The 15,397-nt window shown below is 44.2% G+C and carries 15 protein-coding genes and 1 pseudogene; 5 read left to right on the top strand and 11 right to left on the bottom strand.

The genetic code is table 11. The features are described from left to right. Positions 1-58: 58 nt before the first annotated feature. Complete coding sequence (locus tag HP552_RS22625) at positions 59-424, bottom strand: hypothetical protein (protein ID WP_175397658.1); 366 nt, start codon at positions 422-424, stop codon at positions 59-61. A gap of 366 nt (positions 425-790) precedes the next feature. Between HP552_RS22625 and HP552_RS22630 the strand changes: the two genes are divergently transcribed. Then, entirely contained in the window at positions 791-1,318 is a 528-nt protein-coding gene (locus HP552_RS22630) for a hypothetical protein (protein WP_175397659.1), read from the top strand. 163 nt (positions 1,319-1,481) lie between these two features. Beyond that, entirely contained in the window at positions 1,482-1,799 is a 318-nt protein-coding gene (locus tag HP552_RS22635; RefSeq protein WP_175397660.1) for a hypothetical protein, read from the top strand. A gap of 11 nt (positions 1,800-1,810) precedes the next feature. Here the strand turns inward: HP552_RS22635 and HP552_RS22640 are convergent, their stop codons facing one another. The 3 genes from HP552_RS22640 to HP552_RS22650 form a co-directional block, all read right to left on the bottom strand. After that, a complete protein-coding gene (locus tag HP552_RS22640) occupies positions 1,811-2,092 on the bottom strand; it encodes a hypothetical protein (RefSeq protein ID WP_175397661.1) in 282 nt (93 codons plus the stop codon). A gap of 266 nt (positions 2,093-2,358) precedes the next feature. After that, positions 2,359-3,657 carry a galactokinase gene (locus HP552_RS22645; protein WP_175397662.1) on the bottom strand — a complete coding sequence of 433 codons (1,299 nt, stop codon included), beginning with the start codon at positions 3,655-3,657 and terminating at the stop codon, positions 2,359-2,361. A gap of 174 nt (positions 3,658-3,831) precedes the next feature. After that, positions 3,832-4,605: a hypothetical protein gene (locus tag HP552_RS22650; RefSeq protein ID WP_175397663.1), complete on the bottom strand. Its 774-nt coding sequence runs from the start codon at positions 4,603-4,605 to the stop codon at positions 3,832-3,834. Positions 4,606-4,834: 229 nt separating this feature from the next. On the opposite strand from HP552_RS22650, the gene HP552_RS22655 reads away from it, so the two are divergent. Both HP552_RS22655 and HP552_RS22660 read left to right on the top strand, forming a co-directional pair. Then, positions 4,835-5,356 carry a hypothetical protein gene (locus HP552_RS22655; protein ID WP_175397664.1) on the top strand — a complete coding sequence of 174 codons (522 nt, stop codon included), beginning with the start codon at positions 4,835-4,837 and terminating at the stop codon, positions 5,354-5,356. A gap of 83 nt (positions 5,357-5,439) precedes the next feature. Then, the gene (locus HP552_RS22660; protein WP_175397665.1) at positions 5,440-5,922 is read left to right on the top strand and encodes a hypothetical protein; all 483 of its coding nucleotides are present in this window, start codon (positions 5,440-5,442) and stop codon (positions 5,920-5,922) included. A 164-nt stretch (positions 5,923-6,086) separates the two neighbouring features. On the opposite strand, the gene HP552_RS22665 is transcribed toward HP552_RS22660, so the two are convergent. The 7 genes from HP552_RS22665 to HP552_RS22695 all read right to left on the bottom strand — a co-directional run bounded on the left by HP552_RS22665 (position 6,087) and on the right by HP552_RS22695 (position 14,482). Beyond that, positions 6,087-8,528: a DEAD/DEAH box helicase family protein gene (locus HP552_RS22665; protein ID WP_175397666.1), complete on the bottom strand. Its 2,442-nt coding sequence runs from the start codon at positions 8,526-8,528 to the stop codon at positions 6,087-6,089. Continuing rightward, positions 8,512-8,838: a nucleoside triphosphate pyrophosphohydrolase gene (locus HP552_RS22670; protein WP_175397667.1), complete on the bottom strand. Its 327-nt coding sequence runs from the start codon at positions 8,836-8,838 to the stop codon at positions 8,512-8,514. Before HP552_RS22670 ends, HP552_RS22665 begins: the two co-directional genes overlap by 17 nt. Before the next feature lie 157 nt (positions 8,839-8,995). Then, the gene (locus HP552_RS22675; RefSeq protein ID WP_175397668.1) at positions 8,996-9,730 is read right to left on the bottom strand and encodes a restriction endonuclease; all 735 of its coding nucleotides are present in this window, start codon (positions 9,728-9,730) and stop codon (positions 8,996-8,998) included. A gap of 393 nt (positions 9,731-10,123) precedes the next feature. Further along, complete coding sequence (locus HP552_RS22680; RefSeq protein WP_175397669.1) at positions 10,124-13,261, bottom strand: DUF3427 domain-containing protein; 3,138 nt, start codon at positions 13,259-13,261, stop codon at positions 10,124-10,126. A gap of 235 nt (positions 13,262-13,496) precedes the next feature. Further along, positions 13,497-13,763, bottom strand: coding sequence for a hypothetical protein (locus tag HP552_RS22685; protein WP_175397670.1), 267 nt, complete (start codon positions 13,761-13,763; stop codon positions 13,497-13,499). 41 nt (positions 13,764-13,804) lie between these two features. Beyond that, positions 13,805-13,990 (bottom strand): hypothetical protein, encoded by a 186-nt coding sequence (locus HP552_RS22690; RefSeq protein ID WP_175397671.1) that lies wholly within the window; start codon positions 13,988-13,990, stop codon positions 13,805-13,807. Between the two features lie 252 nt (positions 13,991-14,242). Continuing rightward, entirely contained in the window at positions 14,243-14,482 is a 240-nt protein-coding gene (locus HP552_RS22695) for a hypothetical protein (RefSeq protein ID WP_175397672.1), read from the bottom strand. A gap of 59 nt (positions 14,483-14,541) precedes the next feature. On the opposite strand from HP552_RS22695, the pseudogene HP552_RS22700 reads away from it, so the two are divergent. After that, positions 14,542-15,133 (top strand): annotated as a pseudogene (locus tag HP552_RS22700) (IS30 family transposase); the annotation flags it as partial. Positions 15,134-15,397: the final 264 nt, after the last annotated feature.

Below are 15,397 nucleotides of genomic sequence, written 5' to 3' on the forward strand. Positions count from 1 at the left end.
CTCTCCAATGCATGAGTTGAATGATCTAAGAAAAGGCAAACAGCTGCCCTCTCCTATCTCACTTTTTATTCAAATAATCCATGATCCGCAAACGCGTGGTCAGAATAAGCGCTTGGGGAATGAGGACAACAACGATATAGATGATGACGATTAACCATAAATGTGCCGCAAAATGCTCCGCACCGAAAGACGGCTTCGGACGCTCGATAAAATACCACCAGCACGGAATAGCCACAAACCAGGTCAGTCCGGTCGAAATAAACATCTCCTCAATCCCGCTCCACAGAAAGCAAAATAGAGCAACAAAGATAATGGGAACTGCCCACGAATCCAAGATTGGCCCCCAGCTCTGATAGATGAAAATAATGGCGGGATACAGCAGCGTAAAGGTCCAGCGCCAGATCGGGTTGTTGTAGATGTGCATAGCCCTCCCTTGATTTGCAGGTAAACGTGATTAAATACGCCTTACTTCGTTAGATATGGACCGAAAAAAACTTATCGAACACGTTGTTCAACCGCTAGATATAGTCCATTTGGAATAATTACCTTTTAATCAAATAAATTTATTATAAATCAAGACCACATAGACGAAAATGCAGGCCTGCAAAAATAAGCTAATAGTCTGCAATTTCAACCTTATAAATTGAATTAATACAAAGTCAACATGGGCTGTTACTACCAGAATATTTGGGGTTATGCGTAATTTTTAGTAAAAAAGTGAAACAAGCAGGCATGATTCTGATGGCTGTAGCTCATACTACCTTCAGGAAAATATTGAAGGAGTGACAATATGAGCTTGAAAAGCATCATTGCAGTCGGTGCAATCCTGACCTGTTCATCTTTACTATGGGGATGTGGGAATAACGGGAATAACGCAAACCAGGCATCACAGCAAAATGAACCAGGGGTTCAAACCGAGAGCTGGAACGATCCCAAACGACTGGAAGCTTCCCATCTGGAGGCGCTTGAGCGAATGGAGAAAGATCATATTCACCGGATGGTTTCGTTGAGTGCGAAAACCGACGGGGATCAGGTGATGACCACGCTCGAACGATCCAGCCAAAAACTTGAGGAAATGAGACCCCTCGCTGAGATGCTTCAACACGAAGGACATCCGGCGTTGCTCCAGCGAATTCAGGAAATGTCCAGTGATATCGAAGGATCCAAAACGGTTCTGACTCAAATGAAGAACAACCCAGGAAACGGAAAAATCAAGACCCAGTCTTCCAAAACCGATGCATTGCATCACATCAGCAGTTTCCGTGAATATCATCAGTATATGCAAGGACAGGTGCAAACCTTAGACGGTAAGCATTAGCAAGTGTCGCACTAACATAAGTCTAACTCAAAGAATCGTTAAGGTCGGAATGCTAAATCCGATTGCTAGCGGTTCTTTTTTCCTATGTAATTCCAATTAAACTTATAATATGTTATACATGTACACTATCAATTACAGTACTGCAAGGAGAAATCAAGTGAACATGATCCATAAAAAATATCTTATATTCATATTTCTAATGATAAGCATTTTTGTATTTACCGGATGTACGTCAGACGAGCAAAAAGATACTATACAGAAAGCCCAGCAAGTGAGCCTTGCCTATTTTAAAGAGAACTATGGAGTGGACGTTCAGTTCACAGAACACAAATTCCTTCCAGCGGATCTAAGTCATAATGTTAGTTTGAGCGGACATATAGAAAATAATAAAGAAACAGAGGTCACGATTCTCGTCAATTATGACACTTTTGAAGTAAAGAATGCCATTGTGCCCAAAGAGCTTCTTGATCTAAAGAAGTAAACTCTTCAGCCTCATTCCACCCACAACGATACCCATATGAACATGCTAAATAACAAAACTGGCGTAAGCGCCCCTGTACCTAAAATAATCCAAAGTGTTGCGGGCGTTACATTTTGGCAGTAGGTATCGAACTTGCGCATTCGTTCTTTTCGCCATTTGGCGAATTTGAGCTGCCTGATCATGCGATTCAGAACTCTTTGCCGCTGCTCGCCTTCTTCTACATCTTCCAGCGCACGCCGTAATTCTTCGTATAAACGCTCCTCTTCCTGCTCAGACACTGTGGTTGTAGTCATTCTCCATATCCCCCCATGCGAAAATATATTGCAATAACATTCTGATGCATGTTCAATACATCAACACTTAATCCCTCAATTTGAAAGCACTACCTTATCAACACGGTAACAACCTTCAAAGTTTTACTTTTTATAGAAAATTGAACATAGCAAAAAGCGGCCCTCTCCCATGACCCACGCCAAGAGGAAGAACCGCCATGCATGAATGAACTAATATTTATTGGTACCGAGCTAATGGTTACCTCGAATTATTACAAGTGACTGTCTTAGCCCGCGTTCTCGATCAAGGCATTCAGGCATACTGCACCTTGTGCACGCACATTAACGACAATAATTGGCGTCTCGAGCATGCCATGCATCCAGGACATATACTCCTCCACTTTTTCGTTAGGAAGGATCGTCAGAATAACTCCGGCAAACCCACCACCGTGTATGCGGCAGGCGCCATCGCCAAGGTTTTGCAGATAATTTTCGGTTAGTGCAAGTGCGATCCCAATCTCCTGTTCCTTCACGGAACCACTCTGATATACATTCTGGAGCCACTTCCAGGAAGAGTTCCCGGACGCCGTAATCAGGTTCAGGAAATCCGCAAAACGTCCATCCCGCAGCGCCTGCACCTGACCATCCACCCGATTGTTTTCCTCCAGGAAATGAAGCGCACGCAGCACCGCACGATCTCCCGCAGCTTCACGGACTTTCTTGAGATTGGCATAAATCGCCTCTGCCGTAATTTCCCGAACATATTCTTTGCCCAGTGCTTGAGCAACCGCTCTCATCTCATAAGGCACAGCAGCGTAATCTTCGGTCAGATCCGCGTGGTTTCCACCTGTGTTTACAATGACCAGTGAGTAGCCGTTCTGTTGGAAATCCCATTGGACAGGCTCAATGACAGGCTCGGCCGGGTTTTCAAAATCAATCGCAATCAGACCACCATATGCACAAGCCATCTGATCCAGCAGTCCGGACGGTTTGTTCCAATATTGATTCTCTGCATACTGACCAATCTTGGACATGACCACGACATCCAGCGATCCATCATTGTAGAAATGATTCAAAATCGTACAAATCAGCATCTCGAATGACGCCGATGAACTTAAGCCAGATGCCGAGAACACGTTACTGGAGATGTACGCCTGAAAGCCGCCTACCTTATATCCAAATTCTCCGAATCCCGCAGCCATACCGCGAATCAACGCTGTTGTACCATCGTCTTCCGCCTTCGGCGTCAGATCGTTGAGATCGATTACATATTTCTTGTCATAGCCTTCCGAATAAAAGGTAATTACCGACTCCGTGGTTGGTGCAGCCACCGCAATTGTATCCAGTGTAATGCTGCCCGCTAGCACCTTGCCATGGTTATGATCCGTATGGTTACCACCAATCTCACTGCGTCCGGCTGCGCTAAACAACTTGCTGCTCTCCTGCGCACCAAAGTACTCTTCAAATGTTGCGTTCAGCTTCGTGTACCGAGCCGTCTGTTCCTCTACCTGCTGCTGTCCGTACATTTGGGCAAGCAATGCTTGGCCTTCCGTGGACTGGATCAGTTGTACTGGTTGTGTAGTCATCTCTACTCCTCCTATGGGTATGTAGCTTTGTTTTTCTGCAGTGGTTGAAGCTTAATGGCCAATATTTCACGCCTTATTCCTCTCCCATTATCTCAGCTTCGCTCCGGAAAAGGTAGGGTAGAATTGAAAGTTTGTAAGCGTTTTTTGAAATGACAGATGTGTCATGCAACGGGGTTATCCTTTTCCATTTTCAACAGGTTCAACTTCAATCTGATCAACTATAAATTCGTTCTTGCCATGGTCATATGCGTAGGTCACATTAAAATCACACACATATGTGGGAGATATGCCGACAGATCCGGAGAGATTTAATCTAATTTTCTGATTCTCCAGCCGGTAGATCGTTACACCCCCAAATCCAAGCTCATCTTGATCGTAATCCGGGGCTGGATCAAAATCATAATCGAAGTTATATGCTTGTCCTTGTGCTTTAACTGCAATCGCTAACGTACCATCTCCGTTCTTCGCAACATGCGATTCAATGTGATCAGCTACAATCTCTTCGTACCTCTGTACTCTAATTTCGGAGAAGTCATCAGCGTTCACGACATGGATTTCGTAATTATTCAAGCCAGTCCCTCTTCCAGTCTGGATGATTACTACTGCTTCTTCCTTACCGTTCCCCGTAAGATCCGTATAAAATACCTGTGGGTCCGTTCCCATATCCCCAAGATAGTACCAATCAAAGTCTTTGGTCTTTCCATTTATCTCTAGAGTGAATTTATGAGGTGAATTTTTTGCTTCCTTATTATCATAAAGTTGTACTTGTTCACCCTCCGAAGATCCGAGCCAATTTAATGTTGGATCCGTTTCTTGCTTGGGCTGAGTTGTTACCTGATTAGTGGTAGACTCGATCTGTTTTTGCGGAACAACGTCTGATGGAACTGAGTCACATCCTGCAAGTAAAACTGCACCCAATAGTAGCCACACACCTATTTCCTTTTTCAATGCCAATCTCCCCTTTCATCTCCTGTTGCAGGGTTCCGATCCAGAACCAAATGGATTATACTACAAAGATATCCATTTTTGGTGTCGAACCGGTTTCAACATCGTAAATCCCCGCTATATCATATTTTGAGAGGATGGGCCTTGAAGGAGTCAATTAAAATGAAGAAAAAGTTATCAAAAGTTCTCTTGCTAGGTAGTTTGTTATCTCTAGCAATTGGATCTGCTACTTATGCGCATGAGCTATGAAAGAGATCGAACAGTAATAACCACTCCGCAAGCCCATGATATCAACGATATAAAATCATATAGAAATAGTGCATCATCAACATCTGAATCCGACCTCTATAATCCAATACCACATGCCGATTGGCCAGAATTCAATTTTGAGGATCTAGTTACAGAACAATCGGATATCGTAGTACATGTAAAAGTTATAGATACACAATCGAAACCACATGTTGATGGGCAGCCACAAGCACAATTGGCTACATTGGAAATTCTAGATACAATCAAAGGAAACTCACATGATAAAATTGTTTTGGATCAAGCTCTAGATTATGTTGAAAAAGGGAAAACATACATTATGTTATTAAGACAACAAGGCGACTACTTTTATGAGAGTGATAAAAACTCTGTCATTAAAGAAGTAGACGGTCTATGTACTAGTAACATCCCAGATTTCAAAGGAAGTTTCACAGAATTAAAAGATTTTGAATCAGCTTTTGATAGTGAACAATCTAGTTTGAATTAATTTTCAGATGGAGAAGTAGTTGATATCACCTACTTCTCCACTTTATTTTCTATTATCAAATTTATACAAAGGAGATGAGTAGAATGCGTATACAAATTAAACTATCTGTATTGTTTCTAGCCGTCATTATACTTAGCTCTTGCCAATCATCTAGTCAAACAAACAGCAACAACAACAATTCTTCTGGAGATTGGCCTTCCTATAATTTCGAAGAACTTGTATCTACTTCAGATTTAATTGTTTACGGAGAAATAACGGATACTAAAAATAAAAATAGTACTCCACCATCACAAGAGTCAAATCTAAAGGTATTAAAGTCGCTAAAAGGGGATGAATCAGATCATTCGCTACTCATAAATCTTTCTGATCCCGACTACTATGTGAAATCCGGGTCCAAGTATGTGATGTTTTTAGATAATATAGGCTCTTACTACACCCAAAAATCTGCAAACTCATTACTCATAGAATTGGATGGAAAATTCCCCTCTAGTATTAAAGGCTTGAATGGAAATTATAGTCTGGAGGAAATCGCATTAGAAATATCTAAAATTACATCTGACCAATAAACATAGACCAGAATAATTTAAAATTTCTGTTCGTAATCAACCATTAAACGCAATTTTATTGGGATGGATTCCCTTGCTCCAAGATATCCACCCTAACTACCCGCACTGCAAAAAAAAGCTGCCCGATTCCCAAGTGGGTCTCGCTGCAGCTTCTCTTCTCTGTTCTATGCCATACCCCGCTCAAAATGCGCATGCAATCGGTACAGACAAATCTCCTTCGTCCAACGGCACAAAAGTGCCCGTTCCTTCGCATCCTGCACCTGCACATTAAGCGAAAACACCCCATCCTCGAAACGAGTCATACTCCCCTTCGCCTTACTCCACTTGGACATTGGCATATCAACAATCAACTTCTCGACTTCAGCTGCCGTCTTCTCGTTCCATTCCCAGAGTGCAAGCTTGTCTTTGTCCGAAAAGTCCTTCCGTTTCCGGTACTCCTTCTCCGTTAGGGACGTATGGAAAAATCTCGCCATCTCGCCCGGCGTTACCGGGTCCATCCAGTGTTCTTCGCCTCGCTCCAGCATGTACAGCAGCACAATCATCTTGTAGCTTTTGTTCATAACCGTCTTCTCTACATCGCGCAGCCACGTTTCCTGACGGACGTACACCTCTCCCTCAACCGGGAACAGCAGCTCCGCCCAATAGAGAAACCCAACATATGAGCCAAATTCGCTCCGATACCCAATGCTCTTGGAACGTCCCATGAGATGCAGCTCCAGATAAGTCGGAATACGCCCCAGTTCCCGTTTCACATCCAGAAAATCCTGATGCAGTTTCTCGCGGCGCGGCAGCCGTTTGCGGCTTAGCTCCTGAAGCAGGTTCACCACCTGCGTCTCCAGATGAATTCCACAGTTAGCCGGAACCTCAGGCACAGCCGAATCCCTGTCTTTCCTGCTTCCCTCCAACTCCTTGCGCACATCCAGCAGACTCAGTTTCACATCCGCATTTCGGTAGTTCCCGATCAGGTCGATGATGACACAATGTGATTTGCCTTCCGCCAGTCGCAGACCACGCCCCACCTGCTGGGTGAATACCGTGAGCGACTCGGTTGGACGAACGAACAAAAGTGTGTCCACACGCGGTATATCTGTCCCCTCATTGAACAGATCCACCGTCAGCACAACCTCCAGGTCACCCTCATCAAGCTGCCGGATGGCTTCCTCACGGGACATCTCCGATGTCCGCGAATGCAGACTGAGTACCTTCACCCCCTGACTGCGATAATACGCAGCCAAATAATCCGCTTGCCGGATCGACGAGCAAAAGCCAATGGTACGTGTCTGCTTATGCTCCAGCCAGGCCAAATAGATTTTTTCCACATGTTCCTCATGCAGCTGAACCGCCATGAGCTGTTCTTCATCATATTTGGTACCGATCCAGCGAATCTGCGAATAATCCGTGTCATCGAATACACCGTAATATTGGAATGGAGCGAGCCATCCTCGCCGGATCGCATCGATAAAATGTATCTGGTAGGCCACGTTTCCATCACAGAGTGCATACACATCCTTGCCATCCAGTCGATCCGGAGTAGCCGTTATGCCCAGCAGGAACTTAGGCTGAAAATGCTCGATCACCGACATATACGTCTTCGCAGCCGCATGGTGAAACTCATCCACCACGATCAGATCAAACGCATCCGCTGCAAAACCATCCCGATGCCGCTGCATACTCAACGTAAAGATCGAAGCATACACACAATCCGACGCTCCATCCTTGTGCTGCCCGTTATAGATACCATGACTGCGCTCCGGCATGATCCGCTGAAAAGACCTCTTCGCCTGGAACAAAATCTCTTCCCGGTGCGCCACAAACAGTATCCGCTGGAACCGTTGGGCAAAAAAGCCCGCCAAATACGTTTTGCCAAGCCCGGTCGCCATGACGACCATCGCCTTGTTGTACTGCTCTTCCATCGTGCTATCCAACGCTTCAAGTGCATCGAGCTGTGCAAACCGCGGCTGTATCGGTACAAGCGACAACTCGGGGGCTTCTTCCTCTGTTTCCTCTGGTAACCCCGTCCCAAACTCCGCTTCTTCCATTTCCGTGATTCGCTGGATCATCTCTGGGTTCTTCTGGTGATACTTTCGGTACTCTTCTTCATACAGCGCAATCGAGTCCGAGTTAACCGGTAATGTTGTCTCATGATAGAAGCTCTGCATAAACTTGTCCAAGGCCATCTGAAACGTATACGGCTCCGCCTCCGCATTCATCGCGAGATTCCATTCATACCCCGTCTTCAGCGCCGTAAATGAAAAGTTCGACGAGCCGACAATCAGCAGTCCTTCGCCGTTGTCATGATCGAACAGATAGGCTTTTGGGTGAAAAGAAGTTCCCATACTTCGCCACAGTCGTGTCTCAATTCGTGGATCAACCTCACACAACGCCTGCAGTCCTTCCGGCTGCGTGATATACAGATAATCTCCTGCGAGCATCCGTACCTCGGCTCCACGTTCTGCCGCCCGTTTCAGATGCGGGGCCAGCAGCTTCACCCCGGACTGCATAATAAAGGACGTCATAATATAAATCCCGGACGCATGCTGCATCCGGGTGATCAGTTCATCTGCCAGGTTGTCTGTAATCAGTTTAACGTTAAGCTTCGTCGACATCGATCAGATACACCCGCTCCTGAAATCCACCGCGTGCCTCAGCTTTATCCGCCCGCAGCTTGTCGAGCTGTGCAGCATTCGCCCCGTGCACCTCTGCAAGTGCCCGAATCACTTCGAGCATGTCAGCTAGTTCTTCCAATGCTTCCTGTTCGCTTGCTGCACTTACGTACTCATCCGACTCTTCTTGTAACTTCGTTCTTAGTTCTTGCTTATACTCCTCCGAGTCCAGAATGCGTGTTCGGCATTCCTTACCACTGGAATCGATGATATGCGGAATTTTGTCCCGTACCAATTTGTTGTATGTAGGCATGTCGTACAACATCCTTTCTACTGTGGAAGTCCTCCTGCATCTCGCCAGAATCTCCCTTTTTGCCATTATACCATGTGCCATGGGGAGAGATTGGCTTTTGTATAGCAGTATATTCTAATGTCTATTCAATAGAAGCCCTTTTCTGCGATGTGGTTAATCAAATAGCTTTTGTTTTTCGACAATTCGGGAAATTGCTGCATCCCCAAAACTCTGCTCCAGCCTTATTCTTTCGTTTAACCATTGCAGCCCCGCAACTACACTTTATATTAGATACTATTTCAGATGAAGATTGATCTTTCTTGGTCGTAATAGTTTTTATTTTTTTATTGGAAGGCGTCCATTTCCCCCAACTGCGCAGCTTACTGTCTACTAACCCACCGTGCCAATAATCCACTTTGAATTGATCAGCTTCTTTTCTTGCTGGACCTGTAAGATCAGATGTAGTTACGATTAGAGATAAAATACAGTCATGATTTCTTTTCGCTCCTACTAGTTCCCGAACAGTCATGACCTGCACCTTGTTATGATCGGCATAACATTTTGCTTGAACCGCTGTTTTCTCTCCTCTTTTATCCCTAATAACCAGATCTACTCCACCATCTTTACCACCAATACCAACTTCTTTTACCGTATAACCTTGGTCTCTAAAGTAGAGTGTAAGCAAGCGTTCAAACTCTGCTCCAGTCATTTTATCTAACGGTAAAGTTAGAATCACTTCGTCAGGTCTGCACATAGAAGATGAACGATTAAATCCGCTATTTACTGGCTTTTTAGTATTCTGCTTCTTCCGTGTACTGGAACTTCTTCTTTTTTTCTTTTTTGAAGGTTGTAATAGTCCAGCAATAACCCCTAGAGCTATAATTCCAATGACGAACCATATGATTTCTTTCATTAATATTCTCCTTAGGAATTTGATAATGTTATTAATATCTCTATATTTAAATATTCATTTGCCTCAGCAAATAATAATGTACAGTATTGCTCCTTAAAATTTGATTATTGAAATCTAACAAAACAACATTTTCCCTGAACCCAACCATTCTGTCCCAAGTCCCGTATTGAAGATAGAAATAAATATCAAATCTTGTTGTAGTGGCATTCTTTAATAATTGAAGTACCGAACAGATTGATCCTGGCACTGACCCATTCATTATCAACTCTTCTATCAAAGCTATACGACCCATTGATCAAAGTCTCTTTAGTCGGGTTTGTCACGGTAAGCAATATCATTATTAATCCAACTGCAGTACAGGACCTGCTATACATTGCAGGTCCATTCATTTATTCAAACAATACACTTATTCGCCACCGCCACCATCTTAGCTGGCATCTCTTCTCGTAGTCGCCACACAAAGCTCATCGGTTTGTTCCCTTCATGACTCACATAATCTGCTTCGCCCAAGAAGACAAATGGAGACGTATAGTTATACTCCTCCTTATATTCACGGACAAAAAGGACAATTCGATTACCTCTATCTCTGTGATGAATATATCGCTGCGCAGTAGCTGTATTTTCAGACACCCGGCTTTGCGTCTGCCAATGGAAGAGACGCTCATTGATCGCATAGTCTTCGTACAACGTGGAGGGTGAGAAGTCTTTATCCGATTTATTGAGCGTTATAAAGAAAATATCAGTTTGTTCATCTGCAAAATACTTTACACCTTCACGGAAGGCGGGTGATTGCTTGGCGTTCCAATAGCCGAAGGCAGCAAGCACCTGGTCAATAGAGTACATACAGTGGATATCCAGTGGGCAAGTGTATGGGAATGAATTGCTTTTATCCACAAATCGCAGATGAGCCAGATTATATTTAAAAATATCCACAAGCTCTGCTCGAAATGCATCACAAGACAGCACCCGTTGCACACCCTCTTCGATGCTTCTCAGTCCTAGTTTCTCAGGCGCAGCCCGATGGAAGGTGTAATAGAACATAATGAACATGCGCTGCTCATCGGCGGTAGTGGGTTCTTTCCCCTTTTCAATATAGTCGATCATGAAAGTCAACCAGCTTCTAGAGTTAATCGTCAGCACAGACGGCAGTCTGCGGATATATTCCGCCTGCTCACCCTCGATTGGCGCTGTCAGTCCGGCTTCAGCCAGCAGGCCGCGGAAATATCTTTTACCAGAACGTCCGCCATAGAATTCGTATAGTGTCATCCCGTGATGTTCTACAAAATGAGCCAGCGTCAGTGATAACCCCGTGTCCTGCTGGAACGTTTGCAGCTTCTGTATTAAGGCTCTGCGATTACGGTTCACCTGCTTCAGGTTGCGCATGATGTAGTCCTTCGCCTGTTTTTCCAATTGAATGAACGTGCCGCGAGGCAGGTTCGAGAAGCCGTTCTCGACGTAGTGCGAGATGGAATGTTTGGTTGTGCCGATCAAGGCCCTGAATTTGTCCTGGAAGCTGTACTCCTGATGGGCTTGTCCAATGAAGTCGAGAACGGTTAGACACTCTTTGCCCTCCGCAATCCGTAGTCCACGACCCAACTGTTGCAAGTATACGGTCAGACTCTCGGTAGGACGCAGGAACAGGATGGTGTTCACTTCCGGAATATCCACGCCCTCATTGTACAGGTCCACGACAAAAATCATGTGCAGTTCCCCTCTCACCAGCTGCCCTTTCACGGAATGACGCTCCTGCTCGCTCGACCCGCCATGCAGGGCCATGGATGGAATGCCCGCTTCGTTGAAGATTTTTGCCATATACAGCGCATGATCCACCCCTACGCAGAACCCAAGTCCCTTTACCTCCTCAAGGTCAGTCACATATTTGTTCAGGCTATGGATGATCTGAGTGGCACGGATTTTGTTGTGAGTGTACAGCTTCTCCAGTTCATTAAGGTCATATCCTTTGCGCGACCACTTTACTTGGGACAGATCCACGGTATCGGTTACGCCAAAGTATTGAAATGGGCTCAGCAGCCTCCGATCAATAGCATCGGTCAGACGAATCTCGGCGGCAATCGTATGATCGAAGTAGGCGGTAACATCTTTGCCATCCATCCGTTCAGGAGTCGCTGTTAGTCCTAATAAAATCTGCGGTTCATAATGTGACAATAACTTTTGATACGAGGGTGCTGCCGCATGGTGAAATTCATCAACAATGATGTAATCGTAATAATCCCGACTTGTGATCTCTGTCAGCTTCATGGAGTTAAGGCTCTGAATGCTAATAAATAGATGGTCTAGCGCCTCGGCCCGATGGTTCCCCACATGCAGCTCGCCAAAGTTCATATCCTTCAGGATGTACCGGAACGTATCACGGCTCTGTTTCAGAATTTCTTCTCGATGTGCGACAAATAGAATTTTTGCTCCCGTGTGACTTGCCAGGAATCGCTTGTAGTCGAAGGCTGAGATAACCGTTTTGCCAACGCCTGTGGCAGCAACGATCAGGTTACGGTTTCGTCCATACAGCGTACGCTCGGCGTGCAGCTGTTCCAGCACTTCCTTTTGATAATCGAAGGGCTGGATGTCGAGATGAAACTGGTTGGATTGATCTTTTTTACGATTCAGAGCCGCCTTTAACTGTGCCTCATGTTCCTCATCCTCAGCCACATATCGCGTGAATTCGCGGTCATTCCAGTAGCTCTCGAAGGTCGCTTCAATCTTGCGAAGCACGTCGAGTGAATCCTTCTCCGTCACCTTGAGGTTCCACTCCATACCACTGGTTAGCGCCGGGTTGGACAGGTTGGAAGAACCAACATAAGCTGTAGTGAATCCAGTATCGCGGTGGAAAATGTACGTTTTGGCGTGTAGTCGTGTCACTTTGGTATCATAGGAAATCTGGATCTCTGTGTTAGGCAGTTTGCTGAGTTCGGTAATGGCCTTGAGGTCGGTTGCTTCCATATAGGTAGTCGTGATAATCCGCAACTTCCCACCGCCCGCCGTGAATTGCTGAAGCTGTTCCAAAAGTAGACGAAGCCCGCTGAATTTAATAAATGACACAAGCCAGTCGATCCGGTCTGCTGTCACGATCTCTTTTTGCAACTCCAAAAGCATACTCGGCTCGGACTTCGCGCCTGTAAATAATGAGCTTTGAGCGATAGGTGTATCTGGGCGAATAATTTTCGAATCCCGTACAGCCCGAATACTGTTCAGCTTGGAATACACATGGGTCAGTACCTCTCCCTGCTCATCCAGCTGCAACTCGCTATACTCCTCTTCCCCAAGCGTACCTTTCAAAGTAGCAATAATTTCATTACATGTGCGGATCTGCGCAAGTACTGCTGTACTGTCTTCGGTTTGTTCTCTCACAATCTTCAGTGCTCGCCGGGTTACCGCAGCCAAATACGTGGACAGTAGTTTCCGAGCTTCCTCCGCATCCAACTTCTCGGTCCCAAAGTCATACACATCCGGGTTCAGAGCAGAAATCTCCTGCCTGGTGATGGTGTTGATAAGCTGTTCATATATGCCCTGTTTCATGGAAATACCTCGTGTGGGTGTAGGATGGTTGTGGATTAGTCTGTATGTACAGGTTATAGCTATATATTGCTTCTTCTATATTATCGTCCAACATGTGGAAGATTTCATTAGTTGTTTGATTTCATAGGAAAAAGCACCTCTACTTGTGGTCTGGTAGAAGTGCTTACTTATTAGTTTAATCTTAGATGTGAATATCTGTATGAAGCGTTTAAATAAACCCCATTAACTCAATATGCTACTTCAGTTTTTCTTCAAATGATTCTTTAAACCAATCATAATGCTCAGAGATAAGCTTTTTTTCAGAATCAGTCAGTTCTAAATATCTCAGTTGAACTGTTTTGAGGAAAGTAGATGGAAGTGATCTCCTAAAGCGTTGTAAACTATCGGATGCTAAACTATCCATAATTGCCCCTAACAATGCTGCCGATGCATTCGTTAATTTACTGTTAACAATCTGCCAGGCTTTTTCGTTATCAACTTCATATAACAAGTTAAAAGCCATTGCCTGGAGGAACTCGTCCCCCAAATCCTTCTCCAATATTTTTAGAGAATGAAATTTTTTGCTAAACCCTTGTCCCTGATTGCCAGTTCAGTTAGTGCAGTAGTAACTTCATCCAAATTTTCTAAACTATCAATGATTCCAATTAGTTCATTAACATTCATCTTTTGAATATATGTCTCATAGTTTATCGACCGATCTAATGCTTTCACCATTTCTTCACTTTCCATGTACTACACCTCCATAATTATTTCTATTGGATAATCTTAATAGTAGATAAATAAGGCTTGCCCTCAACTATACCCCATGTGTGATTCCTGTTCTTAACCTATAAAAAAAAGACTCACTCCTAACTCATAAATTAAGTTGGAATAAGTCTTTCAGTTTAATTGCTTTTTTTAAAATATTGGTTTAATCGTTTTTTTATGACCTCATACAAGAAAATTGTGTCACTTTAATTTATATAATTCACAAAAATAACCCTATTCTTTGTATGACTCTGATTCAATAAAATTTTCCACTAAAAATTTATTATCTTTCAAAAGCTTACTTAGCTCAGCTAATCTAGCAACTATTCTCTTATCACAATAATTTCTCTCTATAGCTTTAAACATCGCCATAACAACAACTCGATAACTGTAAGCCTCCATACAAACAATTAAATCTTCATTTTTAATCGTATCATTTTCAAGTTCTTTAGTTAGTTCCACTAGTGAAGCCATTATCCTCTTCCTTTCATAAGTAGTATTACTCTTCTATCGGTTTAAACCTGTCGATAATATCCATCTATCGCTGGATATACACCGGAAGGTTGGTTCGAGGTGTGCTACAGGTCCTTCGGCACAAAGGAAAGCGCCAGAAACCCGCAGAAACTCGCGGTAGATTTCTCATTGGAAAGCCTATTTCCTACCGTCCGAAAGAGGTTCGTCTCGTGAAACGTTTGGGCATTTGGAGCTGGACACGATCGTATCCGGTCGCGGAAAAAGTAAAGGATGCGTAGCCACGCTTGTCGAACGGAAGACACGTCTGTATACCGCCGTTCTCATGCCGGATCGGACAGCCTTGTCCATGGAAATTGCCCTCGGTGTAGCTATCTCACAGTACCCGAAGGGGACATTTCTCACCGCCACGGCTGACCGTGTAAAGGAGTTTGCTTGCTATACGAATGTGGAAGCAACCCATGACCTGGACGTTTATTTTGCTGATCCATATTCATCCTGGCAACGTGGTTCCAATGAGGCACGGATCTTGCTGGGGTGGAGGACGAAGAGCTTGCCCGCTCACTCGATCTCACCAATAATAGACCACGAATATGTTTGGGATGGAGAACCGCTTACGAATCCTTTTCAGAGGAAATGTCGCACTTGGATTGACAATTCGTCATTAAAGTACAAAACATACCTGCTCCCTGAGCTGCCTGCTAAAATGAATCTAACGCTGATTCAGGGGAATAGTTATCTAGATTCTTCAATAAAATTAAAGAACTCACTTTTTTCAGAACCTCCTCAAAGTATATGCCTTGCCTTGTTTCATGATAAAACTTCGAATTGGTGTAAGATAGTGCTGGAATATTCTATTCTGTATGTACGTGAAATCCATCTCTATTATTGTCCAACGTGGGGTAGATCTCATCAATT

This window comes from Paenibacillus xylanilyticus, from assembly GCF_013359935.1.
Classification (GTDB): domain Bacteria; phylum Bacillota; class Bacilli; order Paenibacillales; family Paenibacillaceae; genus Paenibacillus; species Paenibacillus xylanilyticus.